This is a genomic window from Yersinia alsatica, from assembly GCF_902170305.1.
Lineage (GTDB): Bacteria > Pseudomonadota > Gammaproteobacteria > Enterobacterales > Enterobacteriaceae > Yersinia > Yersinia alsatica.
In genome coordinates this window covers 37,482-63,449 of sequence record NZ_CABHWW010000008.1, presented here as the reverse complement: position 1 = coordinate 63,449, position 25,968 = coordinate 37,482, and the positions used below count along the sequence as shown (strand labels likewise).

Genomic DNA, 25,968 nt, shown 5'->3' with positions numbered 1-25,968 from the left:
TTAATGCAGGGCTGAGTCAGTATCAGCCCTGTTTATGACTATCTTCAGGCGGCGGTTTTCTCTACTACCGGGGTGTTAATCATTCGGTTAAGCCATGGGATAAGCAGCGCCATAACCAACGCAATGACCAGTGTAACCATACCTATTTTGCCAAACACATCAGTGTAGATAGGCAATGTTTCCAGCGGATCAGTTACCCCCTCCGGTGTCGCAGTAAAGGTGGCGACATAGCCACCAATCAGGAATGATGCCGCTTGTGTCAGGAACCACATCCCCAGAATAAATCCCATCAGATATTGCGGCACCAGTGCAGCCACCATAGCTAAACCTAGCGCACTGATCATCAATTCCCCTAGGCTCTGGAATAAGTAAACCAGAACAATAAACCAAGGGGATGTCAGACCTTGTGCATCAGCAAACCACATCCCGGCTGCGGCTGCGGTCAGAAAACCCAGTGAACATAAAAACATCCCTAGAGTGAATTTTGCTGGCATGGATAAGTCCCGGTTTTTACTGCCTAAACGGGTATAAATCGAAGCTAGAATTGGGCTGGCAACCACCACCCAGAATGGGTTTAATGCCTGGAAGCTGACCGGGTTGATATTGAACCCAAGAATTTGATGATGAACATTATTAATAGCGAAGAAGTTTAATGAGGTGGGCATCTGTGCATACAGAACATAAAACACGATGGCTTCAATCATCAGAATAAAAGCCACAAACATTTTATTGCGGCCCAGTTGGTCCTGCTTCAATGCCTCTTTGAAGAAGATAAACACCACAATTAGCGATAACACGATCAGCACCAGATTGGCAATAATCACATGGTTCATCAACCAGGCGCAGACACATATCATTACCGCCGTCCCAGCCAGTACCAGGAAGAGGTTTCGCCAATTTAAGGGTTTTGCATCGGGCTCTGAACCAATATGGCGCACCATATGGCGACAACAGAAGTAGACCAACAGGGCAAAAATCAAACCAATGCCACATAAGTAATAGGTAATGGTGTAACCAAAACGTTCAGCGATAACGGGTGCCAATGATAGTGACAGTAAGGAGCCAATATTGATCGACATATAAAACAGCGTAAAGGCCCCGTCCAGACGTGGATCTTTAGGCGGATAACATTTCGACAGTAAGCTTGCTGGGTTGGCTTTAAATAAACCGTTACCAACGGCGATGGTACCTAGTGCGAAGAAAATTAAGTTGGGTTGATACAGTGATAGGCCGGTGGCGAAATAGCCGATAGCCAGCACCACTGCGCCTAAAACCATCGTGCGTTTGGTGCCTAATAGATGGTCGCCAACGTATCCACCAATTGAAATCAAGCCGTAAACCAATGCCGCAAAAGCGCCAAAAGTCACAAATGCTTGCTCCTGCGAGAAACCTAACTCCTTGACGAAGAAAACAGCAAGAATCCCCTGCACACCGTAATAGCCGAACCTTTCCCACAACTCGACAAAAAAGATCATAAAGAACGGTTTAGGTTGCTGAAGTAAACCAGTGGGGGTGGATCTATCCATGATAGGTCGCCTCTGCGCAATAATCATTGTGCGAAAATTGGGAGCGTACAAAGCCTATGCAGAAATAACTGCATAACCATTATAATGCTCATTAGTTTGAGAGAATGGCAGGGTATTACACTGCCTATCAATTGTATTTGTGGTTGATCACACTAATTAAAATATAAAATACAGAATTGATGCTTATCGGCAGAGAATAAAGTGATGACCAACTAAGTATAATTAAGAATAGCAGGGGAAAAGGTTTGAGGGGAATTGGGGCTTATCAATATAAACCCCAAGAGAAAGTGATTACCCGCGTGCTTTTTGTGACAGGCTAAGAACAAACATTGCCGCAGAGCAAAGCACCACTGAAGGCCCCGCTGGCGTGTCATATAGCGCAGAGAATGTTAAGCCGCCAGTCACGGCAATAATGCCAATACCGATGGCAATTCCGGCCATTTGTTCTGGTGTTCGAGCAAAGCGACGTGCAGCAGCTGCGGGGATAATCAGCAGTGAAGTGATAATCAGGGCGCCGACAAACTTCATCGACAACCCTATAGTGAGTGCGGTCACCAACATCAATAGCATGCGTACCCGTTCCAGATTCACCCCGTCGACATGGGCTAACTCTGGGCTAATGGTCATTGATAACAGTGCGCGCCATTGCCAGCACAAAACCCCCAATACCACCACCACACCAGCGGCAATCAGCCAGATATCACTCAGTGTTACGGAAAGTAGATCGCCAAACAGATAGGCCATTAAATCAACCCGCACATTGTGCATCAGGCTGACCACCACTAAACCTAGTGATAATGCGCTATGGGCCATGATTCCTAATAGGGTATCGACCGCCAATTGCGGGCGACGTTCTAGCCATACCAAAATCAGCGCCAATACCATAGTCATCACAATCACGGCATAGAATGGATTTACATTTAGCAGTAAACCGAATGCCACCCCAAGCAAAGATGCGTGAGCTAAAGTATCGCCAAAATAGGACATTCGACGCCAGACCACAAAAGAACCCAGTGGCCCCGCCGCGGTTGCCAATAATACACCCGCTAACCAGCCGGGCAGCAATAATTCAATCATGCGTCACGACTCCCGCTGTTCTTCAAAATAATCTTTCCGTGTAAATCGTGACGATGGTTATGGTGATGACGATAAACTGCGAGTTGTTCGGCTCCACGATTGCCAAACATGGCAATAAACTCAGGGTGAGTTGATACCACCTCTGGTGCACCGGAGCAGCAAATATGCTGATTGAGGCACAATACTTCATCAGTTTTAGCCATCACTAAATGCAAGTCATGGGAAACCATCAGGACGGCACAACCCAGCTCTCGACGCAGTTGCTCAATCAAATCATACAGCGCTAATTGCCCATTAACATCAACACCTTGCGTCGGCTCATCCAACACTAATAACTGCGGCCGATTCAATAATGCCCGCGCTAACAACACGCGCTGGTTTTCACCACCGGACAGTTTCTGCATCGGTTGATCTAATAAATGAGCGGCATGCACCCGTTTTAGGGCCGGCAGGATATCTGCTTTTTTAACGCCGGGTTTTAAGCGCATAAAGCGGCTGACAGTGAGCGGTAACGTTGCATCCAGATGGAGTTTTTGCGGGACATAGCCGATCCGTAAACCCGGCTCTCGTACCAGTGTGCCGCTAGTGGGGGCAATCAAACCCAACACCACGCGAACCAGTGTTGATTTGCCCGCGCCATTAGGCCCAAGCAGGGTGAGTATTCTTCCCGGACGCAGAGAAAGGGAAATATCATTTAGTACCCGTCGACTACCAAAAGTGACGGATATCTTATTTAGAGTTACCAATGTGGACATTATGATTACGTTTGCAGAACCGATTGAATGTTATAATATTACGCTTTACCCATCAAAACGTCGAGAATTCGTATTATGTTACATAAAAATAAATGGCTGAAGCGGGCAATGCTGGCCAGCGTAATTTTAGTCGCTAACCCATTTAATATTGCCTCGGCTGCGGTCGTTACATCAGTGCGTCCGCTGGGTTTTATCGCCTCAGCCATTGCGGATGGTGTGCTGCCAACAGAAGTTTTATTGCCTGATGGCGCGTCGCCACACGATTATGCTCTACGCCCATCAGATGTCCAGCGGTTACGTAGTGCTGAGCTGGTTATTTGGGTCGGACCTGAAATGGAAGCATTTCTGGCAAAGCCTCTGACGCAAGTTGCTGATAACAAGCAGATAGCTCTGGCTGAATTACCTTCTGTTACGCCTTTATTAATGAAAGGCGACGAGCATGATGAAGATGAAGGGGAACAAGCAGGGCATGACCATGATCATGCTAAAGATAATCACAGCGATGAGCACCACCACGGCGAGTATAATATGCATATTTGGTTGTCGCCAACCATAGCAAAACAATCTGCAATCGCTATTCACGACAGATTATTGGAACTTATGCCACAAAATAAGGACAAATTAGATGCTAACCTGCGCCGATTCGAGGATCAACTAGCGCAAAATGAAAAAAATATTGCTACTATGCTCAAGCCTGCCCAAGGTAAGGGATACTTCGTTTTTCATGATGCCTATGGCTACTTTGAGAAACACTTTGGCTTGAGCCCATTAGGGCATTTTACAGTCAATCCTGAAATACAGCCTGGTGCGCAGCGTTTACATCAAATTCGAACACAGTTGGTTGAGCACAAAGCGGTATGCGTTTTTGCTGAGCCACAATTCAGGCCGGCCGTCATTAGTGCTGTCGCCAAAGGAACAGATGTGCGTTCTGGCACATTGGATCCTTTGGGGAGTGGCATAGTATTAGGCAAGGACAGCTATGTGAACTTTTTGTCTCAGTTGTCTAACCAATACGTGAGCTGCCTGAAGTAAGATTAAAAGGATACTCATAAGTGCAGCAGATAGTCCGAACTATCACTTTGGCGTATAACAATCTCCCTCGCCCCCACCGCATCATGCTGGGGTCGTTGACCGTAATGACTCTGGCCGTCGCTGTTTGGCGGCCTTTTGTTTATCATCCGGAGCACGAACCCATCGCCCAAAGCGTGGTGTTAGATAACAGTCAACCCCGCATTTTATTACCTGAAGCCAGCGAACCTATCGATCAGCCAGCCCCTGATGACGAAATCCCGCAAGATGAATTAGATGCCAAGGATGTCACTGAAGCGGGCGTCCATGAGTATGTTGTCTCTACGGGGGATACCCTGAGCAGCATTCTTACCCAATATGGTATCGATATTTCCGATGTGTCGTTATTGGCGAATCAGAATCGTGATTTACGTAATCTGAAAATTGGGCAACAAATCTCTTGGACCGTTAATGATGCCGGTGATTTGCAAAGTTTGACGTGGGAAGTTTCACGTCGTGAAACCCGCACTTATAACCGCGTTGGTAATAACTTCAAAGAGACCAAAGAGCTGCAGAAGGGTGAGTGGAGTAATTCGGTTCTTACGGGTCGGCTTGATGGCAGTTTTGTTACCAGTGCGAAAAAGGCCGGTTTGACTAATTCTGAAATCCGCGCAGTGACTAAAGCGTTACAGTGGCAATTGGATTTTGCCAAACTGCGTAAAGGCGACCAATTCGCGGTGTTGATGTCGCGCGAAATCCTTGATGGTCGTAGTGAACAAAGCCAGCTGGTTGGGGTGCGTATGCGCTCCGGTGGTAAAGATTACTATGCGATCCGCGCCGATGACGGTAAGTTTTATGACCGCCAGGGTTCTGGTCTGGCGCGTGGTTTTTTGCGTTTCCCTACGATAAAACAATTCCGCGTATCGTCTAACTTCAATCCTCGTCGTCTTAACCCTGTCACCGGGCGTATCGCGCCGCATAAAGGAGTCGATTTCTCTATGCCGGTCGGGACACCGGTGCTGGCGGTGGGTGATGGCGAAGTCGTTATCGCCAAGCACAGTGGTGCGGCAGGTAACTATGTGGCTATCCGCCATGGTCGCCAATACACCACGCGCTATATGCATTTGAAGAAACTGCTGGTTAAGCCGGGGCAAAAAGTGAAACGTGGCGACCGTATCGCGCTGTCAGGTAATACTGGCCGTTCTACTGGCCCACATCTGCACTATGAATTCTGGATGAACCAGCAAGCGGTTAACCCATTGACGGCTAAGTTGCCACGTTCAGAAGGGTTAAGTGGTAAAGATCGCAGCGAGTATCTGGCTATTGCCAAACAGGTGATTCCACAGCTGCAACTGGATTAACCGTTATCCGGTTTATTTCTACCGGATTGATTATCTCTACGCCGCCAGCGGTACACCCTGGCGGCTCAGTTTCAGTCTGTTAGATAGGTTATTTATCTGATATCGATTTTGTTTCCGGACATTAACTGCGCAGAGTCACTTTTATAACAGACTATTTTTTAAAAGATTGTCTGCAAAAGATATCGACTGCAATTATTATTAGTCCACTGCCAATCTAAGAGTTCCCCCATGCAAAAAGAGAAAAACGACGCTGCTGGCTTTATCCCAGTATTCAAAAAATCTTTCCTACATCCACGTTTTTGGGGGGTATGGCTAGGAACCGGAGCTATGGCGGCGATGGCTTATGTTCCACCGAAATTCCGAGATCCACTGTTGGCTGGAATTGGTCGTTTCGCCGGGAAATTTGCTAAAAGCGCCCGACGCCGTGCCCGCATTAATCTTCTCTATTGCATGCCTGAACTGCCAGAAGCCGAGCGCGAGCATATTATTGACCAGATGTTTGCTACGGCGGCACAGCCTTTAATGATGATGGCGGAACTCTGTTTTCGTGATCCGAAGAAGGTGCTATCTCGTGTTCACTGGCATGGGCTAGATGTTCTGGACCAACTGCAACAACAAGAACGTAATGTTATTTTGTTGGTGCCTCATGCCTGGTCGATTGATATTCCAGCCATGCTTTTAGCCGAGCAGGGTAAGCCGGTTGCCGGGATGTTCCATCATCAACGTAATCCCTTGGTCGATTATCTATGGAACAGTGCTCGCTTGCGTTTTGGTGGGCGTATTCATGCGCGTGAGAGTGGTATTAAGCCTTTTATTAGCTCAGTGCGTCAGGGCTTCTGGGGATACTATTTACCGGATGAAGACTATGGCCCTGAGCAAAGTGAGTTTGTCGATTTCTTTGCCACGTATAAAGCGACATTACCAGCCGTAGGGCGGTTAATGAAAGTATGCCGCGCAGCTATTGTGCCAATGTTCCCGGTTTACAATTATCGCGAGCATCGCCTTGATATCTATATTCGTCCACCAATGGACGATTTAGCGGATGCCGATGATGCTTATATTGCTCGCCGAATGAATGAAGAAGTTGAGCTGCTGGTAAAACCTAATCCGGAACAATATACCTGGATTCTTAAGCTGCTGAAAACCCGTAAAGAGGGTGAAATAGAGCCTTATGTCCGTAAGGATATTTATTAAGCGCTATTACCATTGAGTATAAAAAAGCCCGCTTCTGATGAGCGGGCTTTTGCTTTAGCTAATTAAAACAAATTAATCAACTCGGACGATACGGCTGGTATTGGTTGTCCCAATCGTTCCCATCACATCGCCTTGTGTCACAATAACCAGATCGCCAGATACCAAGAAACCTTTGTCTTTCAGACGATTGACTGCTTCATTAGCCGCCAGCACGCCATCGGTGTGAGTATCACAGTAAACCGGGGTGACACCACGATAGATAGCCGTCAGGTTCAAAGTATGGTCGTGACGTGACATGGCAAAGATTGGCAAGCCAGAACTGATACGAGACATCATCAGAGCAGTGCGGCCCGATTCGGTCATCGCGATAATTGCGGTGATGCCTTTCAGGTGGTTGGCTGCATACATGGTAGACATAGCGATAGCTTCTTCGACATTGTCGAATTGCACATCAAGACGGTGCTTAGACACATTAATACTTGGGATTTTTTCAGCACCCAAGCAAACACGGGCCATTGCCGCAACTGTTTCAGCCGGATACTGCCCAGCGGCTGTTTCTGCCGACAACATTACGGCGTCAGTACCATCCAATACGGCGTTAGCCACGTCCATTACTTCTGCACGTGTTGGCATTGGATTGGTAATCATTGACTCCATCATCTGAGTTGCAGTGATGACCGCACGGTTAAGCTGACGAGCACGACGAATCAGTTTTTTCTGGATACCGACCAGCTCAGGGTCGCCAATTTCAACACCCAAGTCACCCCGCGCCACCATCACTACATCAGAGGCCAGAATGATATCATCCATCGCTTCATCAGTTGCCACGGCTTCAGCACGTTCAACTTTTGCCACGATTTGAGCATTGCAGCCAGCATCACGGGCCAAACGGCGCGCATAATGCAAATCTTCACCGGTACGAGGGAAAGAAACTGCCAGGAAATCGACACCAATTTTAGCGGCGGTAATAATGTCGGCTTTGTCTTTTTCCGTTAATGCTTCGGCTGACAGGCCACCGCCCAACTTATTAATGCCTTTATTATTGGAAAGAGGGCCACCTACAGTCACTTCGGTGAATACTTTCATACCCTGAACTTCAATAACCTTCAGTTGTACTCGACCATCATCCAGTAACAGGATATCACCGGGAACCACATCAGCAGGCAGGCCTTTATAATCGATACCAACTTTGTCTTTATCGCCTTCGCCTTTTGCCATATTGGCATCCAGCAAGAATTTATCGTGTACGTTAAGGAAAACTTTGCCTTCCTTAAAAGTAGATACCCGGATCTTCGGACCTTGCAAATCGCCAAGAATCGCAACATGGCGCCCCAATCTGGCGGCAATTTCACGGACTTTATTGGCCCGCAATTCATGATCTTCGGCGCTACCATGGGAAAAATTCAGGCGGACTACGTTAGCACCCGCAGCAATAATCTTTTCCAGATTATTGTCGCGGTCAGTAGCCGGCCCCAGTGTAGTAACAATCTTGGTCCTTCTGAGCCGTCTGGACATCTCTTACTCCGTTGACTGATGAAGCATGGTGTTGTTAAAACAGCGGATAATGAATCCGATAGTAAAATGTAACTAAGCTACAAATTTTACAGCGACATGCTGATGAAAAAAACGTTTATCAAAGATGACATAATCAAAAGCACGGCATTATCAAATACATAGTGTCCTACATGTTATCCGCTTGCGGATGTAAAACGACTGATGCATGAATGCCTCCTCCCGGAGGACATCGGCACATCAATGACAACATTACAAAAGCGAGCTATTTACCACTTATTGGCTCAATAAATATTTGAGTCATCAAGAGCATTATTTTTCAATAATACGTCAATTTTTCGTCTCAGAAGATGCGCTAACACAAAACAAAGCGACTTCTGTCACTGATGTCATTTACTTTTTGATACAATTCATTCTCTCACATTATTCGCCACTATTAACCGGTGGTGAACCTTTATCAAAGCGAGATTCTTTCAAGGCGTCTTTGACTCGCTTCAGATTATCTCTAAATTTTGCCCCTCGGCGTAACGTAAAGCCGGTGGCTAACACATCAATTAATGTTAATTGGGCAATGCGCGACACCATGGGCATATAGACATCGGTATCTTCCGGCACATCCAACAGCAGCGGCAATGTTGCTTCGCTGGCCAGAGGAGTATCGCGTGAGGTAATCGCAATCACTGTGGCATCGTTTTCACGGGCTAAATGAGCCAGTTCTACCAGGCTTTTTGTTCGCCCCGTGTGAGATATCAATACCACGACATCGCCTTCACTGGAATTCATACAACTCATACGTTGCATAACGATGTCATCGAAATAAATAACTGGGATATTGAAGCGGAAGAATTTATTCATCGCGTCATGGGCTACGGCGGCAGACGCACCAAGGCCGAAGAACGAAATCTTCTTCGCTTGGGTCAATAAATCAACTGCTCGATTTATCGCTGCAATATCTAAATTATTCTTCACCATATCCAGACTAGCCATGGTCGATTCGAAAATTTTTCCAGTGTAAGCGGATACACTATCATCCTCTTCGACATTTCGATTCACATAAGGTGTGCCATTAGCCAGACTTTGTGCCAAATGAAGTTTAAAATCAGGGAAACCTTTGGTGTCTAATCGACGGCAAAAACGGTTTACCGTGGGCTCGCTGACGTTCGCCATTTTGGCGAGGGTGGCGATACTTGAGTGAATGGCAGTTTGTGGGGAGGCCAGGATCACCTCGGCGACTTTCCTTTCCGATTTGCTCAGGAGGTCCAGATTATTTTGGATATTTTCCAGCGTATTCATATAACGAGAGTCACCCATGGGTTTTACCGATTTCATTTAAAGGAGAAATCTATGCCGGTTTAATGAAAATATACTACGTGCTGGGACCCGTTGGCAGTGGCATCTGGTTGGAAGTCACACTTTTTCACCAGAATATGACCTGTGTCTAATTTTCATAATGGTAAATAGTTGTCAAAAACGTCATAAAATTACATTTTAAAGTTACGCGGCCTGATTTGACGCGGCCTGCGGTTCTATAGAGTGTTATTTAACCTTTTTTGGTCCACTTTTATCTGGGTTTACTGGCTATAGTCAAAGAGAGTACATTAGTAATGTAAGAAAATTACAAATATCCTGCAACGAGGAGAATAACATGGCGGTAACTAATACAGCCCAGGCAGCCCAGGCGTGTGATCTGGTGATTTTCGGCGCTAAGGGAGACTTGGCTCGCCGTAAACTGTTGCCTTCCCTTTACCAATTAGAGAAAGCGGGTCACATCCACCCTGAAACTCGGATTATCGGCGTAGGCCGTGCCGACTGGGATAAAGACGCGTACACAGCCGTGGTAAAGGAAGCCCTCGATACCTTTATGAAAGAGAAGCTGGATGATGAATTGTGGCAAAAGCTCAGTTCTCGTCTCGACTTCTGTAATCTGGACGTAAACGACAGCAAACATTTTGCCAAGTTGGGCAAAATGCTGGATCAAAAAAATCGCACCACCATCAACTACTTCGCCATGCCACCTAATACCTTTGGTGCTATTTGCAAAGGATTGGGCGAAGCAGGGCTGAATAAAGAGCCTAGCCGGGTGGTGATGGAGAAACCGCTGGGGAAAGATTTGGCCTCTTCGCGGGTCATCAACGACCAAGTCGCGGAATATTTCAATGAGTGTCAGGTTTACCGTATCGACCACTACTTAGGTAAAGAGACGGTATTGAACCTGTTGGCATTACGTTTTGCTAACTCCCTGTTTGCCTCCAACTGGGATAATCGCACCATTGACCACGTGCAAATTACCGTGGCGGAAGAAGTGGGTATTGAAGGGCGTTGGGGCTATTTTGATCAGGCCGGCCAAATGCGCGACATGATCCAAAACCACTTGCTGCAAATCCTGACCATGATTGCGATGTCGCCACCAGCAGACTTGAGCACCGACCGTATCCGTGATGAGAAAGTGAAAGTGCTGCGCTCGCTGCGCCGTATCGATCACACCAATGTGCGTGAAACCACTGTGCGTGGTCAGTACACGGCTGGATTTGTTCAGGGCAATAAAGTCCCGGGCTATCTGGAAGAGGAAGGGGCGAATAAGAGCAGCAATACCGAAACCTTCGTTTCTATCCGGGTGGATATTGATGACTGGCGTTGGGCTGGGGTGCCGTTCTATTTAAGAACCGGTAAACGCCTGCCAAGCAAATGCTCTGAAGTGGTGGTGTACTTTAAAAATCCGGCGCTGAACCTGTTCCGTGAATCCTACCAGCAATTGCCACAAAACAAGCTGACCATTCGTCTGCAACCAGATGAAGGTATTGAAATTGAAGTGTTGAATAAAGTCCCAGGTCTGGAGCACAAGCACCGCCTACAAACGACCAAGCTTGACCTCAGTTTCTCTAAAACCTTTAACGAGCAGCATATTGCTGATGCCTACGAACGTCTGTTACTGGAGACCATGCGGGGTATTCAGGCACTGTTTGTGCGCCGTGATGAGGTTGAAGAAGCCTGGAAGTGGGTTGATTCCATTATGGAAGCATGGGCTGCTGATAATGAGGCACCAAAACCTTATCAATCAGGTACATGGGGGCCGGTAGCTTCTGTTGCCATGATCACCCGTGATGGCCGCTCATGGAATGAGTTCGAGTAACTTGTTCATCTGCGAAGATTAATTGTTGCACGCGCTGCCAGAGCAGGTTTTGGCGGCGCATCTCCGCCAAGGAGATCGGCGGGCAGCTAGAGGCAGGAAGCCGGTAAATAATAAAGAGCTGTTAGCAGGCTCGCATCATGATTCTTTATGGTTGGCGAAAAGCTGAGTATTCTGCCAGCCATATTTCAACTGACACCTTCGGGTGAGTACATGCCAATCGGCATAAGTGGAGATAACAACTGATGAAAAGCTGGAAAACGAGCGCAGAACAGGTTTTGACTGCAGGCCCAGTTGTCCCGGTGATTGTGATTAATAAGCTCGAGCAAGCGGTACCGCTGGCAAAAGCCTTAGTGGCTGGTGGTGTTCGGGTGCTGGAAGTGACGTTGCGCACCCCTTGTGCTGTTGAGGCTATCCGTGCCATTGCTAAAGAAGTCCCTGAAGCCATTATTGGCGCGGGTACCGTGCTTAATCCACAGCAGTTGGCTGAAGTTGTTGAGGCTGGCGCGCAATTCGCTATTAGCCCTGGGCTGACTGATGAACTGCTTAAAGCTGCGACAGCAGGCTCTATTCCATTGATCCCAGGGATCAGCACAGTTTCAGAACTGATGCTCGGCATGAGCTATGGCCTGCGTGAGTTTAAATTCTTCCCGGCGGAAGCTAACGGCGGCGTTAAAGCATTACAAGCGATTGGCGGCCCATTCTCACAAGTGCGCTTCTGCCCAACCGGGGGGATTACACCAAACAACTACCGCGATTATCTGGCGCTGAAGAGCGTATTGTGCATCGGCGGCTCATGGTTGGTTCCTGCTGACGCGCTGGAAAAAGGTGATTACGCTCGTATTACTGAATTAGCGAAACAAGCTGTGGCGGGCGCTACAGCATAAGCTACTCTAACTCCCTGAACTGATGGGAGAAGCGCGGATTGTCGCCCAATATAAAACCTCTGCAATGCAGGGGTTTTGTTTTTTTGGATTTACTAACTTATTATTTTTTAATCTCTTTTTTTAAACAATTTATCAAATGGATGGTTTGCTTTATAAAATTGACTGTGGTAAAAATACATCAGTTAATTATTCCAATTTGATGAGGGTTTTAGGCGGATCACACTAGGTTTAGCAAACAAGTATGTGGCTAAAGCAGGTGTGGCTAAAAAAAAGAGATATATTATGATCAAAATTAATGGAATTACTTTCAAACACTCTACATGCCAACTCTTCCTGTCAGCCATTCTGGCCAGTGAGCATCACTGGTGCAGCGAGCTATAGCGTCTTTCTTCTTCCGCTTTAAACATACCGGTCATATTTCAAGCTGCATATGCGTTGGCTGCGTTCAATAATCCGAGTCACTTACTTATGTAAGTTCATCGGGATTATCTTCCCTGCCGCCTTGCTGCAACTCGAATTATTTAAGGTATAAAAGTTTATACGCCAAGTGAGTTTCTATTTCTTACGGTCTGCGCATGCCCTTCGTCTTTGACGTCACAGGGATGTTAGCTACGTTCACTCACCCGAATCACTTACCAGAGTAAGCTCATCGGGATAAGTTCGCTTGCTGCCGACCCGCACCGCCAAAGCCTGTGGGGATATATCAAGTGAATTGGAAACCGTAACAAATAGACCTTAGCGTGCGTTTATGGATGTTAGGAGAAGAATCATGATTTATTGGATATTTTTAGGTTTAGCGATTGTTGCTGAAATTATCGGCACTTTATCAATGAAATACGCGAGTGTCAGTGGTGAGATGACCGGGCACATTGTGATGTATTTTATGATTACCGGTTCTTACATTCTGCTGGCGCTGGCTGTTAAAAAAGTGGCTTTAGGTGTCGCGTATGCATTGTGGGAAGGGATCGGCATCCTGATTATTACGGTCTTCAGTGTGCTGTGGTTTGATGAAAGTTTATCTCCACTGAAAATCGCCGGTTTAGTTACCTTAGTCGGCGGCATTATGTTAGTGAAATCGGGGACCCGTAAGCCGAAGAAACCAGGCAGTGGCAAGATAAGTACCCAGTCAGGTGAGCATCATGCAACAGCTTGAGTTTTATCATATTGCTTTTCTGATATTGGCCGTCATTCTAGAAATTATTGCCAATATCTTGCTGAAGATGTCAGACGGTTTTCGCCGTGTATGGTTGGGTATCCTGTCGTTACTGTCAGTATTAGGAGCATTCAGCGCTTTGGCTCAGGCAGTTAAAGGCATCGAATTATCAGTGGCTTATGCGCTGTGGGGCGGGTTTGGTATCGCCGCGACTGTGGCCGCCGGTTGGATTTTATTCAACCAACGCCTGAATTACAAAGGCTGGATTGGCCTGATTTTACTACTGGCGGGGATGGTGATGATCAAACTGTCCTAATCCTCTGTAGTCCTTGGTGGCAACACCAGTGGCTGCGGATATAAACAATATTCAGCACAGCAAACTAGGGTAGCCATTTGGCTACCCTTATCATTTTGGGGCCATAAATAACGTTCTTATAACTACAGCGCCGCAATGATTTTGATTTCAACTTTATAGTTTGGATTCATCAATTTGGCCTCGACGGTGCAGCGCACCGGGGCATTGCCATCGACAACCCAGGCATCCCAGGCGGCATTCATTGCAGCGAAATCTGCTTTATCGGCCAGAAATATGGTGGCATCCAAAATCCGGCTTTTATCAGAACCGAGCTGATGCAGCATGATATCAATTGCTGCCAGTGTATTCGCGGTCTGGGCCGTGGCGTCTGCATCCAGATTTTCCGGTACGCTGGTATAATAAATTGTGTTGTTGAATACCACTGCGTCGGACCAACGCTTTTCTGGATTAATTCGCTCAATACTCATTTTCACTCCCTTGTGTGAATGTCAATGTCAGTTTCGCTGCTAGAGTAACATAGCTTACGGCGAGAATGTGTGGTCGCGGGACGTGAGGCTTGGCATAATCAGCGCTGATTTCACTCGGAAGAGAAAGCGTGACAGACGATTTTGCAACAGACGGCGCATTAGCGCAGGCCATTACAGGTTTTAATCCTCGCGAATCCCAGCGCCAGATGGCTGCGGCAATCAGTGAGTCTATTGCTGCCAAACAGCAATTGGTGGTAGAGGCTGGCACCGGGACCGGTAAAACATTTGCTTATTTGGCACCCGCTTTACGGGCTGACTGCAAAGTAATTATCTCGACCGGCTCCAAGGCATTACAGGACCAGCTCTATTCCCGTGACCTGCCCACTGTTGCAACTGCCTTAAAATACAAAGGGAAGCTGGCCTTACTTAAGGGGCGCTCCAATTACCTTTGTCTGGAGCGGCTTGAACAGCAATCACTGGCGGGGGGCGAGTTGGCGAGTGAGACTCTGGTCGACTTGGTTCGCTTGCGCGGTTGGTCAGCTGAAACCGTTGATGGTGATATCAGCACCTGTGGTCAGGTGGCAGAGGATAGTTTTGTCTGGCCGTTGGTGACCAGCACCAATGATAACTGTCTGGGCAGTGATTGCCCGCTGTATAAAGATTGTTTTGTCGTGAAGGCGCGCCGCAAGGCAATGGATGCTGATGTGGTGGTGGTTAACCATCATCTATTTCTGGCCGATATGGTGGTGAAAGAGAGCGGATTTGCTGAATTAATCCCCACTGCCGATGTGATGATTTTCGATGAAGCCCATCAGATCCCCGATATTGCCAGCCAATATTTTGGCCAGCAACTGACCAGCCGACAGCTGATGGATCTGGCGAAAGACATCATTATTGCTTATCGCACCGAAGTTCGTGATGCTGCACAGTTGCAAAAAAGTGCCGATCGGTTGACACAAAGTACCCAAGATTTTCGTTTAGTCCTTGGCGATCCTGGCTATCGCGGTAATTTACGCGATGTTATGGAGCAACCTGCCATCCAGCGGGCACTGTTATTACTCGATGATGCTCTGGAGCTTTGCTACGACGTGATGAAGCTGTCACTGGGGCGCTCGGCGATGCTTGATGCGGCTTTTGAGCGGGCGACGGTGTATCGTAACCGCCTTAAACGCTTAAAGGATGTCAGCACCCCGGGTTACAGCTATTGGTATGAGTGTAATTCACGCCATTTTGTATTGGCACTCACGCCACTTTCGGTTTCTGACCGTTTTCGTGAATTAATTGAAGAAAAGCCAGGAACCTGGATCTTTACCTCCGCCACCTTATCAGTTAATGACCAACTGTCACATTTTACCTCGCGACTGGGGCTGACTCATGCCAAAACACTGCTGCTGCCCAGCCCGTTTGACTACGCTAATCAGGCATTGTTGTGTGTGCCTCGTAATCTACCCTCGGCAAATGAACCCGGAGCGGCGCGCAAATTAGCCGTGATGTTAAAACCACTGATTGATGCGAACCAAGGGCGCTGTTTTTTCCTCTGTACCTCGCACCAGATGATGCGCGGCTTGGCAGAAGAGTTTCGCGCCAGCATGACTTTGCCGGTCTTGGTTCAAGGGGAAACCAGCAAGGGGCAGTTGCTGTCACAGTTTGTGGCGGCGGGCAATGCGCTACTCGTGGCTACCAGCAGTTTCTGGGAAGGTGTCGATGTGCGCGGTGATGCGCTCTCGTGCGTTATTATTGATAAACTGCCGTTCACCTCTCCAGACGATCCGTTACTGAAAGCGCGCATTGAAGATTGCCGTCTGCGCGGTGGTGATCCCTTTAACGACGTGCAATTACCTGATGCCGTCATTACCCTAAAACAAGGGGTGGGGCGTCTGATTCGTGATATTGACGATCGCGGGGTGCTGGTCATTTGCGATAACCGGCTAGTGATGCGCCCGTATGGCGCGATGTTCCTTAATAGCCTGCCGCCCGCACCACGTACCCGCGATCTGGCGAAAGCCATCGCTTTTCTCAAACAGCGCGATTGAGGGAAAAGCGAGGAGGGGTGTGCTATCATGCGCGCCCTGTGTTGAATTCATACTCTTTTCCTGCCGAGGTTGGCATGTCCACGCGAATTTTAGCGATCGATACCGCAACAGAAGCTTGTTCTGTCGCACTCTGGAATAACGGCGAAGTTCAGGCTTTGTTTGAACTGTGCCCACGGGAACACACCCAACGAATCTTACCGATGGTGCAGCAAGTTTTGGCTGAGTCGGGCCTGACACTGCAACAACTCGATGCCCTGGCTTTTGGCCGCGGCCCGGGGAGCTTTACCGGTGTGCGCATTGGTATTGGTATTGGTCAGGGGCTGGCATTAGGCGCTGACTTGCCGATGATCGGTGTTTCTACCTTGCAAACCATGGCTCAGGGCGCATTTCGTCTGACCGGGGCATCTCGAGTATTGGCGGCAATTGATGCGCGGATGGGGGAGGTCTATTGGGGCGAGTTTGAGCGCGATGCGCAAGGGCAGTGGCTTGGCGAAGCCACTGAGGCGGTAATGACTCCGGCGCAAGCATTGTTACAGGCCCAGTCACTGAGTGGTCATTGGGCCACCGTGGGTACTGGCTGGCAGACTTATCCCGATATGATTAACGGCAGCAATGTGGTGCTGGTTGACGGGCAAATTATCTTGCCGCACGCCGAAGATATGTTGCCATTGGCTTTATCGTCATGGGCTAGCGGGCAGATTGTCAGTGTTGAACATGCTGAGCCAGTCTACCTGCGTAATGAAGTGACGTGGAAAAAACTACCGGGCCGCTAGAACTTAGCAACTTGTTATCGTGATTAGAGTCTAAAATGTCTGGATAGCAAAGAAATAATAAGGAGTAGCAAACGATGACAATAACTCAATCTAGACAGAATATAAGCCGTAAATGGATGTGTGGTTGGCTGGGGTTGGGCGCGCTACTGCTTTCCGGTTGTGTCACGGTGCCACCAGCGATTCAGGGGACTACCGCGACACCGCAGCAAAATCTTAATTTGGTCAGAACATCACCGCAGGTATTTGTCGGTCAGGAAGCGCGTTTTGGCGGCACAGTTATTAGTGTGACCAACGAACCGAGCCGCACTCGGCTAGAAATTGCCAGCGTACCGTTGGATTCTGGTGCCAGACCTATTTTGGGTGAACCTTCGCAGGGGCGAGTGATTGCTTATGTGAATGGTTTCCTTGAGCCTGTCGATTTCCGTGGGCACCTTGTGACCGTCGTCGGCCCGATTACCGGTGTCGAGGCGGGTAAAATTGGCATGACACCGTATGATTTTGTGGTGGTCGATGCTACGGGTTACAAACGTTGGCATCTGGCACAACAAGTGATGATGCCGCCAGCCATGGGGCCTTGGGGCTATCGCAACCCCGGAATGTGGGGGCCATGGGGCTGGTACGACACCGGACCGGCGCAAATTCAGACTATTGTGACTGAATAGCGCGACGAGTAACGGCTAGCAAGTTGTTGATTTATCTTGGCTAAGAACATAATAGAACAGGGTGTCGAGCAATCGGCACCCTTTTTTATTGGTTTAAACCCTTCGCTGAAAAAGTCGTGATTTTTTTATCCTTTGTGGCATCAATCCCACCCACTACCAGCCCCCCCAAAGACGTGAGAATTGGCTCTATCGGCAGTCAATACTTGCCAGAAAAGGCAAATCTTGTTTTTGGCCAAACTCAATACGATATAGGGTCATGGTATCTACTTGTTAACATTACGGTGACAGCTTAATCGCAATGAAGCCCTGTATAAGGCTCATTAGGTAAAGGACAAAAGTTGCTGGTGCTATTCAACCAATTTATATGAATGATCACCAGATAATCATTCTCACCCAAGCTTTAGATTAAGAATGAGTCAAAACGATGTATAATCAATAGGTTATGGTTGCCATAAATATGAATTTATGTAACATATTGATTTTAATTGTATTAATGAGATGGTGCTGGCTGCCTGGTTTTTTTGCTGGGATGCATGAAAAGAATTAGTGATGTACTTCTCAACTTCAAAATTGTTTAAAAGCAAACTGGTAAGCTGAGTTAAAATATTGTTAAAGTTCTGGTGTGAGTTTGAGTCTTACCCTGGCGATCAATAATAATTTCAGGAGTGCTACCTTGGAAAAAGTATGGCTAAAGCGTTATCCGGCAGATGTCCCCGCAGAGATTGACCCGGACCGCTATTCTTCTTTGGTGGAAATGTTTGAGAACGCGGCATTGCGTTATGCGGACCAACCTGCGTTCATCAATATGGGGGAGGTGATGACCTTCCGTAAGCTGGAAGAGCGTAGCCGTGCTTTTGCCGCCTATTTGCAACAAGGTCTAGGGCTACAAAAAGGCGACCGCGTTGCCTTGATGATGCCTAATCTGCTGCAATATCCTATCGCCTTGTTTGGTATTTTGCGCGCCGGTATGGTGGTGGTGAATGTTAACCCACTGTATACCCCGCGCGAGCTGGAGCATCAGTTGAATGATAGCGGCGCCGCCGCCATTGTTATTGTCTCCAACTTTGCTCACACACTGGAAAAAATCGTTTTCAAAACCCAGGTCAAGCACGTCATTTTGACGCGCATGGGGGATCAACTGTCGACGGCCAAAGGAACGCTGGTGAATTTTGTCGTGAAATACATCAAGCGACTGGTGCCGAAGTACTATTTGCCGGATGCCATTTCATTCCGCACCGCTCTGCAGAAAGGCCGGCGCATGCAATATGTGAAGCCGGATGTCATCAATACGGATATGGCATTCTTGCAGTATACCGGCGGGACGACTGGCGTGGCGAAAGGCGCGATGCTGACTCACCGCAATATGCAGTCGAATCTGGAGCAGGCGAAGGCGGCCTACGCGCCATTACTGCAACCGGGCCATGAATTGGTGGTAACGGCCCTGCCGCTCTACCATATCTTTGCTTTGACCATGAACTGCTTACTGTTTATCGAGTTAGGCGGGCGCAGTTTATTAATCACCAACCCACGTGATATTCCGGGCATGGTGAAAGAGCTAAGCCGCTATCCATTCACCGCCATGACCGGTGTGAATACATTATTTAATGCGCTGTTAAATAATGAAGAGTTTACCAAATTAGACTTTTCGACATTACGGCTTTCAGTGGGGGGCGGCATGCCAGTACAGAAGGCGGTGGCTGAAAAGTGGGAAAAACTGACCGGTAAACACTTATTAGAAGGCTACGGTTTAACGGAATGTTCGCCGCTGGTCACAGGTAACCCTTACGACTTGAAGCATTACAGTGGCAGCATTGGTTTGCCCGTCCCCTCTACGGATGTGCGGCTGGTTGATGATGAAGGCAACGATGTCACCGTGTTCGGTGAGCCGGGCGAACTATGGGTGCGTGGCCCACAAGTTATGTTAGGCTATTGGCAGCGGCCCGATGCGACCGATGAAGTGCTAAAAGATGGGTGGTTGGCAACCGGCGATGTTGCGACCCTCGATGAACAAGGTTTCTTGCGAATTGTGGACCGTAAGAAAGATATGATTCTAGTTTCTGGTTTTAACGTTTACCCCAATGAGATTGAAGATGTGGTCGCGTTACACCCAAAAGTGCTGGAGTCGGCTGCTGTTGGGGTGCCTAATGAGGTCTCCGGCGAGACTGTAAAATTGTTTGTAGTGAAAAAAGATGCTTCATTGACGCCTGAAGAGCTGTTAACCCATTGCCGCCGCTACCTTACAGGGTATAAAGTACCGAAAATAGTAGAGTTTCGTGACGAATTACCGAAATCTAATGTCGGTAAAATCTTACGAAGGGAACTGCGTGACGAACAGGTTAAGGCTAATGCTAGCGAGCAAAACGCGGCTTAGCGTAACGGAGTCACCCAATCATCATCAACAACGCCGGTCATCACCGGCGTTGTTGTGTTTGTCATAGACTATATCCAGTTGCACGATAACGGGTATAACGACCAAGAGAATGACGTTTTGAATTATCAGTTGATCACGACCGACAGTGCGTTGCAGCAGGTCTGCGAGCTCGCCCGAAAACATGCCCATGTCGCGCTGGATACAGAGTTTGTCAGAACGCGCACTTACTATCCGCAGTTAGGCCTGATTCAACTGTATGACGGTGAACAACTTTCACTGATCGACCCTTTACCTATTACTGAATGGCAACCTTTCCGCGAACTGCTGCAAGATTTGGATGTGGTGAAGTATCTGCATGCCGGTAGTGAAGATCTTGAAGTATTTCTCAATGCTTTTGGTCTGATGCCGACGCCGATGATTGATACTCAGGTATTGGCTGCATTCTCCGGGCGCTCGCTCTCTTGTGGCTTTGCCATGTTGGTGAATGAGTTCGAAGGTATTGAGTTAGATAAAAGCGAATCTCGCACGGATTGGATTGCCCGCCCACTGAGTGAAAAACAGTGTGATTATGCGGCTGCGGATGTGTTTTATCTGCTGCCTTTGGCCACCAAGCTGGTTGAAGCGACCGAGGCTGCCGGGCGTATGGATGCGGCTATTGATGAATGCCAGCTGCTGTGTCGACGCCGCAGTGAAACATTGGAACCGGAACTGGCATACCGCGAAATCACCAACGCCTGGCAGTTACGTGGTCACCAGTTGGCCTGTTTGCAAAAGCTGGCTGCATGGCGTTTGCGTCAAGCGCGTGAGCGTGACCTGGCGGTGAACTTCGTGGTGCGAGAAGAAAATCTGTGGCAAGTTGCCCGCTATCAGCCAACCTCACTGGGAGAGCTGGATTCTCTGGGGCTGAGTGGTCAGGAGATCCGTTATCATGGGCGCACGTTGCTGGCGCTGGTGGTCGAGGGCAATGCCGTCCCTGAAGACCAACTGCCACCACCGGTGATTAATTTGATTGATCAGCCCGGTTACAAGAAAGTCTTTAAAGATATTAAAGCGCTTATTCTAGCAGTCAGTGAACGTAGTGGACTCAGCAGTGAGTTATTGGCATCACGTCGTCAAATAAACCAATTACTCAGTTGGCACTGGAAACTGAAATCAACGGACACTCAACCAGAATTATTAAGTGGCTGGCGTGGGGATTTATTGTCTGTGGAATTAACCGAGATTTTACAACAGTATTAATCGATATTCAGAGGGGAGGAGACTTCGCTCTGAATGTTTCAGTTTAAATTTATAGCCCGTTGATGGACAACTGAAATAGGGATTAAGAATTTTCTTGTTTTGCTGGCAATATATTTATAGAAAAGTTTGAGCTGGATATATATACAGTAAATAACAGAGAAATACCCCCTGTAAATAAATACAGGGGATAGTTATTGCGAAGAAATCATTTAGGCGTTTCTTCCGTTTCCGGTAATGTCACGTTAAGTTCAAGCACCGAAATATCATCCCCTTTCTGCTCAAATTGCACATGTAGCATTTCAGGGTCGATCTGAATATATTTACAAATAACCGCCAAAATATCGCGTTTCAAGTCAGGCAAATAATGGGGCTCACTGTCCCCACGACGACGCTCAGCGACGATAATTTGCAGCCGTTCCTTGGCTATATTGGCTGTCGGTTTTTTGCGGGACAGAAAAAAGTCTAACAAAGCCATGGTTTATCCCCCAAAAAGGCGTTTCAGGAAGCCCTTCTTCTCTTCTTCGATGAAGCGGAAGGGACGTTCTTCTCCTAGCAAACGGTCAACGGTATCGTCATAAGCTTTACCGGCATCTGACTCTTTGTCCAGAATCACAGGCTCGCCTTGGTTCGAGGCACGTAATACAGACTGATCTTCTGGAATAACGCCAACCAGTGGGATCCTCAGGATATCGAGGACATCTTCCATGCTAAGCATATCGCCGCGATTCACACGCCCTGGATTGTAGCGAGTCAACAGCAGATGTTCTTTAATTGGCTCCTGGCCATTTTCTGCACGACGTGATTTCGATGACAGAATCCCAAGGATACGGTCTGAGTCACGCACAGAAGAAACTTCAGGGTTGGTGGTGATGACCGCTTCGTCAGCAAAATACAGAGCCATCAAGGCGCCGCTTTCGATACCCGCTGGTGAGTCACACACAACAAACTCAAAATTCATGTCGCCAAGATCGTTTAAAATCTTTTCAACACCTTCTTTGGTCAGAGCATCTTTATCACGGGTTTGCGAAGCGGGCAGAATATATAGATTATCTGTGCGCTTATCTTTTATTAATGCCTGATTCAACGTGGCGTCACCTTGAATAACATTAACAAAATCGTAAACGACCCGGCGCTCACATCCCATAATCAAGTCTAGGTTCCGTAGCCCGATATCGAAATCGATAACGACGGTTTTTTTACCTTTTTGGGCCAAGCCGGTTGCGATAGCCGCGCTTGATGTGGTCTTGCCAACGCCCCCTTTACCCGATGTAACAACAATAATGCGTGCCATGAAATGGATTCCTTGTCAAAAGGGCTTAATTTAAAGGTTGTATAGTTAATGCGTTATCCAGCAGATGCAAACGCGCGGCTTGACCAAAATAGTCGCGCGGGATCTGATCACTCAACCAGTACTGCCCTGCGATAGAGACTAGTTCAGCACCCAGATGCGTGCAAAAAATCTGGCATTGAGCATCACCCGATGCACCTGCTAGCGCACGGCCTCGCATCATTCCATAGATATGAATATTGCCGTCGGCAATTAATTCAGCACCGGCACTGACACTGCTGATAACAATCAAATCGCAATTACGAGCATAAATCTGTTGGCCGGAACGGACAGGCGTGTTGATAATTCGTGTCTTGGTAGGAACGTTTTCTGGCGGGCTGACAACCGGCTCGGGTGCCATTTTCTGGCCTTTACCTTCGCTCAGTAACGGCAAACCTGCACGCGCGATTGCACGTTTTTGACGTTCATCCTGACAACCACTGATGCCAACAATACGCAGACCTGCTGAAGTGACAGCCTGTTGGAGATCTTTCCAGTTAGCACCGTTAGGTAACGTTGCAACGTTAATCACAACAGGGGCGTTTTTCAGGAAAGCAGGCGCTTGATCTACCTTTTCCTGTAAAGCCTGACGAATTACCTCCGGTCGAGAATCATGTAAGTGAACGACCGATAGGGTAAAACTACTGCCTTTTAACTCAATTGGCGATTGTGACATCTATCCTGACTCAGTTTCAGCTGCGTTTAATCCCCGCAATATCATTCGGGGTACAATATTCTGATCTTACCAAACATGTTATAGGTAATATAAAAATAAATCTATCCGTATCAATATATTGAAATCTTAAGGCCACAATGACTCCAATCTGACAAGAAATTACAGCATAACTTCTGCTTATTCGCTAGCCCTGACCTGCCTATATTTGGCTATTATCACGACCATGATTAAGTTGAGTATTTTTTCAGCAGTTGGGTTGGTTTTATCTGGGGTTAGCACCGCCCATAAAAGTCGCTATTTTCTAACAAATGTGGTCATTTTTTTATCAGCTGAAGTTGTTTTTTATAAAATACAGTAAGCGCTGACCATTATTATCACTTTTAAGATGATGAAATAGGGCGGTTGAATGTCGTTATTATCGGCTTAGTGAAATACCTCACCATATTATTTCAGAAAAATCTCACGCAGTACTTTGTCAATTGGTGAAACAGACCGGCAAATGATAATTAATGATACGGCCCAGCCTCTCTTTTTGTGCTCGATATAAACTGCGCCAATGAGTACTATTTTTAGTTATTTAACATTGAGAATGATAATCATTTTGTGATAATTTGCGTTTTCTACCCCTCTAATCGAAAGGAAATCAATGATGAAAAGGAATTTCATCCCACTATCATTTATCTGCATTACAGCTCTGTCTGCCCCGGTAACTGCATGGGCTGACTATAGTTATCATGCTGAAATTCCAAAAGATAGTAAGGTTTCGCCCGATTATCTGGAGAAACGTAAGTCTCTTGGTTCTGTCGCCCCGGATGCTAATTCATGGCAACGGCAACTTGATGAGGAAAAAGCGCGGATAGATGCTGAGTCTGCAAGGCGTGAAGCTGAAAAGCAGACTAAATGCCAGCAGCAGGAATATCTACAACGTCGACGTGCTGACAATGGTAAGTATCAATACTATAAGCCAGACCCCTGTGCTGGCAGTATAGGCATAGAAATTCCCGTCTATTGACAACTCGGGCCTGCAAGATGGCCTGACGTGTTATAATCTTAAGCTAACTATGCAGTTTTATTATTGAATTTATCAACCAGAGTCCAGAACATGCTTTGTGCTATCTATAGAAGTCCGAAACGGGATCAAACCTACCTATATATTGAAACGAAAGATGATTTTTCGAGAGTTCCCGCTGAGTTACTGGCCAGTTTTGGCAAACCGCAATTCGCGATGCTGCTTTCATTAAACGAGCGCAAAAGTCTGGCAACAGCTGATATCGAGAAAGTGAAAAGTGCACTTATCGAGCAGGGCTTTTATTTGCAAGTCCCGCCGCCACCGGAAAGTCTGTTGAAAATGCACTTGGGTGAAACCCACTGATTTTAAACGCTCGGCTTCCTCACTGGCTATTGCTTTACCAAGGAATGCGTCGATGAAATTATCCATGATTGCCGTCGCACTGGCGACGGTCATCTCGATGGGGTGTGCCAATAAGAATTCGGCGGCCCCCATGCAAACCCAGGCGGTTGCCCCCCAAGCTAAGGTAAAGTCAGCTTCGACAAACAGCGCTAATACGGCAACGATGCTATCTCAGCAAGGGCGTGATCCGGCAGGATTTCCTGCTTATGTTGAGCAATTGAAAGCACAGGCCCGAGCCAATGGGATCAGTGAGGCGACGTTGAATGTCGCCTTCGCCAATATTCATTTTGTTGACCGAGTGATCCAATCTGATCGTAATCAGTTAGAGAAGAAAGTCACACTGGATGATTATCTGGCCAAGGTCTTGACGGCGAACAGAATAAAGCAGGGCAAGGAAAACTATCAGCGTTATAAGCCTCAGCTATCTCAAGTGACGGCCCGCTACGGTGTACCTGAACGCTACATTGTTGCGTTGTGGGGCATGGAGAGTAGTTTTGGCAAGATTCAGGGTAAGGAAGATGTGATTTCGGCTTTGTCGACATTAGCATTTGAAGGGCGGCGAGAAGCTTTCTTTACTCAAGAACTGATGGCAGCACTCCAGATTATCCAACAGGGCAAGGTTGAGGATCCGCAGTTAAAAGGGTCTTGGGCCGGAGCGATGGGGCAAAGCCAGTTTATGCCCAGTTCCTTCCTGACTTATGGTGCCGATGGTGATGGCGATGGAAAAATCGATATTTGGAATAATATTGATGATGTATTTGCTTCTACTGCTAACTATCTGTCTACTGAAGGTTGGAAACCCGGCATTGGTTGGGGACAGGAAGCGCAACTACCGGAAGGATTCAATGTCGCCTTGGCTGGTCTGAAAGATAATCAAGCTAAAACAGTGGCCCAATGGCAGCAGCTTGGTGTGACGCTGATCCCCGGAGGGAAGGTCGTTAACTCAGACTTACGGGCTTGGGTGATCATTCCCGATGATGTTCAAGGGCGAGCCTTTCTGGTTTATGATAATTTTCGTACCCTTATGCACTGGAACCGCTCTTACTATTTCGCCATCAGCATTGGTATGATGGCTGAGAGCATTAGTCAATAA

Annotated in this window: 24 protein-coding genes; 15 read left to right on the top strand and 9 right to left on the bottom strand. The window is 47.5% G+C overall.

Translation table 11 applies throughout. The features are described from left to right. Positions 1-44 precede the first annotated feature (44 nt). The 3 genes from dtpB to znuC form a co-directional block, all read right to left on the bottom strand. A complete protein-coding gene (dtpB, locus tag FTA96_RS03970) occupies positions 45-1,526 on the bottom strand; it encodes a dipeptide/tripeptide permease DtpB (RefSeq protein WP_050107251.1) in 1,482 nt (493 codons plus the stop codon). A 291-nt stretch (positions 1,527-1,817) separates the two neighbouring features. Beyond that, the gene (znuB, locus tag FTA96_RS03965) at positions 1,818-2,603 is read right to left on the bottom strand and encodes a zinc ABC transporter permease subunit ZnuB (protein ID WP_050122152.1); all 786 of its coding nucleotides are present in this window, start codon (positions 2,601-2,603) and stop codon (positions 1,818-1,820) included. After that, complete coding sequence (gene znuC / locus FTA96_RS03960; RefSeq protein ID WP_049556201.1) at positions 2,600-3,358, bottom strand: zinc ABC transporter ATP-binding protein ZnuC; 759 nt, start codon at positions 3,356-3,358, stop codon at positions 2,600-2,602. Before znuC ends, znuB begins: the two co-directional genes overlap by 4 nt. 75 nt (positions 3,359-3,433) lie before the next feature. Here znuC and znuA point away from each other — a divergent pair, with 75 nt between their 5' ends. The 3 genes from znuA (at position 3,434) to lpxM (ending at position 6,921) form a co-directional block, all read left to right on the top strand. Beyond that, the gene (gene znuA / locus FTA96_RS03955; RefSeq protein ID WP_050107249.1) at positions 3,434-4,390 is read left to right on the top strand and encodes a zinc ABC transporter substrate-binding protein ZnuA; all 957 of its coding nucleotides are present in this window, start codon (positions 3,434-3,436) and stop codon (positions 4,388-4,390) included. A gap of 20 nt (positions 4,391-4,410) precedes the next feature. Next, complete coding sequence (gene mepM / locus FTA96_RS03950; protein ID WP_050122153.1) at positions 4,411-5,727, top strand: murein DD-endopeptidase MepM; 1,317 nt, start codon at positions 4,411-4,413, stop codon at positions 5,725-5,727. Positions 5,728-5,955: 228 nt separating this feature from the next. Further along, positions 5,956-6,921, top strand: a complete 966-nt coding sequence (gene lpxM / locus FTA96_RS03945; protein WP_050107247.1) for a lauroyl-Kdo(2)-lipid IV(A) myristoyltransferase — start codon at positions 5,956-5,958, stop codon at positions 6,919-6,921. Between the two features lie 72 nt (positions 6,922-6,993). Here lpxM and pyk read toward each other — a convergent pair whose 3' ends face one another. Continuing rightward, a complete protein-coding gene (pyk, locus tag FTA96_RS03940) occupies positions 6,994-8,436 on the bottom strand; it encodes a pyruvate kinase (RefSeq protein ID WP_050107246.1) in 1,443 nt (480 codons plus the stop codon). A 420-nt stretch (positions 8,437-8,856) separates the two neighbouring features. Further along, complete coding sequence (locus FTA96_RS03935) at positions 8,857-9,762, bottom strand: MurR/RpiR family transcriptional regulator (protein ID WP_301280296.1); 906 nt, start codon at positions 9,760-9,762, stop codon at positions 8,857-8,859. A 316-nt stretch (positions 9,763-10,078) separates the two neighbouring features. On the opposite strand from FTA96_RS03935, the gene zwf reads away from it, so the two are divergent. The 4 genes from zwf (at position 10,079) to mdtI (ending at position 13,916) form a co-directional block, all read left to right on the top strand. Then, positions 10,079-11,563: a glucose-6-phosphate dehydrogenase gene (zwf, locus tag FTA96_RS03925; protein WP_050107245.1), complete on the top strand. Its 1,485-nt coding sequence runs from the start codon at positions 10,079-10,081 to the stop codon at positions 11,561-11,563. 242 nt (positions 11,564-11,805) lie between these two features. Next, entirely contained in the window at positions 11,806-12,447 is a 642-nt protein-coding gene (locus tag FTA96_RS03920; protein ID WP_004708500.1) for a bifunctional 4-hydroxy-2-oxoglutarate aldolase/2-dehydro-3-deoxy-phosphogluconate aldolase, read from the top strand. Positions 12,448-13,216: 769 nt separating this feature from the next. Beyond that, positions 13,217-13,600, top strand: a complete 384-nt coding sequence (gene mdtJ, locus FTA96_RS03915) for a multidrug/spermidine efflux SMR transporter subunit MdtJ (RefSeq protein ID WP_050107244.1) — start codon at positions 13,217-13,219, stop codon at positions 13,598-13,600. Then, positions 13,587-13,916: a multidrug/spermidine efflux SMR transporter subunit MdtI gene (gene mdtI / locus FTA96_RS03910; RefSeq protein WP_005163022.1), complete on the top strand. Its 330-nt coding sequence runs from the start codon at positions 13,587-13,589 to the stop codon at positions 13,914-13,916. Before mdtJ ends, mdtI begins: the two co-directional genes overlap by 14 nt. Before the next feature lie 122 nt (positions 13,917-14,038). On the opposite strand, the gene FTA96_RS03905 is transcribed toward mdtI, so the two are convergent. Then, positions 14,039-14,383 carry a RidA family protein gene (locus FTA96_RS03905; RefSeq protein WP_050107243.1) on the bottom strand — a complete coding sequence of 115 codons (345 nt, stop codon included), beginning with the start codon at positions 14,381-14,383 and terminating at the stop codon, positions 14,039-14,041. Between the two features lie 128 nt (positions 14,384-14,511). Here FTA96_RS03905 and FTA96_RS03900 point away from each other — a divergent pair, with 128 nt between their 5' ends. From FTA96_RS03900 to rnd, 5 genes are all read left to right on the top strand, one after another. Continuing rightward, positions 14,512-16,416, top strand: coding sequence for an ATP-dependent DNA helicase (locus tag FTA96_RS03900; protein ID WP_050107242.1), 1,905 nt, complete (start codon positions 14,512-14,514; stop codon positions 16,414-16,416). 74 nt (positions 16,417-16,490) lie between these two features. Then, on the top strand, positions 16,491-17,189 hold the full coding sequence (tsaB, locus tag FTA96_RS03895) for a tRNA (adenosine(37)-N6)-threonylcarbamoyltransferase complex dimerization subunit type 1 TsaB (RefSeq protein WP_050107500.1): 699 nt from the start codon (positions 16,491-16,493) through the stop codon (positions 17,187-17,189). A gap of 74 nt (positions 17,190-17,263) precedes the next feature. After that, on the top strand, positions 17,264-17,851 hold the full coding sequence (locus FTA96_RS03890) for a Slp family lipoprotein (protein WP_050107241.1): 588 nt from the start codon (positions 17,264-17,266) through the stop codon (positions 17,849-17,851). A 673-nt stretch (positions 17,852-18,524) separates the two neighbouring features. Continuing rightward, a complete protein-coding gene (fadD, locus tag FTA96_RS03885) occupies positions 18,525-20,222 on the top strand; it encodes a long-chain-fatty-acid--CoA ligase FadD (protein WP_050107240.1) in 1,698 nt (565 codons plus the stop codon). A 117-nt stretch (positions 20,223-20,339) separates the two neighbouring features. Continuing rightward, positions 20,340-21,461 carry a ribonuclease D gene (rnd, locus tag FTA96_RS03880; RefSeq protein ID WP_050107498.1) on the top strand — a complete coding sequence of 374 codons (1,122 nt, stop codon included), beginning with the start codon at positions 20,340-20,342 and terminating at the stop codon, positions 21,459-21,461. Between the two features lie 205 nt (positions 21,462-21,666). Here rnd and minE read toward each other — a convergent pair whose 3' ends face one another. The 3 genes from minE to minC are packed head-to-tail and all read right to left on the bottom strand — an operon-like array spanning position 21,667 to position 23,464. Continuing rightward, positions 21,667-21,936, bottom strand: coding sequence for a cell division topological specificity factor MinE (gene minE / locus FTA96_RS03875; RefSeq protein WP_002211180.1), 270 nt, complete (start codon positions 21,934-21,936; stop codon positions 21,667-21,669). Positions 21,937-21,939: 3 nt separating this feature from the next. After that, positions 21,940-22,752 carry a septum site-determining protein MinD gene (gene minD, locus FTA96_RS03870; RefSeq protein ID WP_050101166.1) on the bottom strand — a complete coding sequence of 271 codons (813 nt, stop codon included), beginning with the start codon at positions 22,750-22,752 and terminating at the stop codon, positions 21,940-21,942. A gap of 25 nt (positions 22,753-22,777) precedes the next feature. Next, positions 22,778-23,464 carry a septum site-determining protein MinC gene (gene minC / locus FTA96_RS03865; RefSeq protein ID WP_050107239.1) on the bottom strand — a complete coding sequence of 229 codons (687 nt, stop codon included), beginning with the start codon at positions 23,462-23,464 and terminating at the stop codon, positions 22,778-22,780. A 649-nt stretch (positions 23,465-24,113) separates the two neighbouring features. Between minC and FTA96_RS03860 the strand changes: the two genes are divergently transcribed. The 3 genes from FTA96_RS03860 to FTA96_RS03850 all read left to right on the top strand — a co-directional run bounded on the left by FTA96_RS03860 (position 24,114) and on the right by FTA96_RS03850 (position 25,968). Beyond that, positions 24,114-24,476 carry a hypothetical protein gene (locus FTA96_RS03860; RefSeq protein ID WP_050107238.1) on the top strand — a complete coding sequence of 121 codons (363 nt, stop codon included), beginning with the start codon at positions 24,114-24,116 and terminating at the stop codon, positions 24,474-24,476. 90 nt (positions 24,477-24,566) lie between these two features. Next, a complete protein-coding gene (locus FTA96_RS03855) occupies positions 24,567-24,836 on the top strand; it encodes a YcgL domain-containing protein (protein ID WP_050107237.1) in 270 nt (89 codons plus the stop codon). Positions 24,837-24,888: 52 nt separating this feature from the next. Further along, positions 24,889-25,968 carry a lytic murein transglycosylase gene (locus FTA96_RS03850; protein WP_186372847.1) on the top strand — a complete coding sequence of 360 codons (1,080 nt, stop codon included), beginning with the start codon at positions 24,889-24,891 and terminating at the stop codon, positions 25,966-25,968.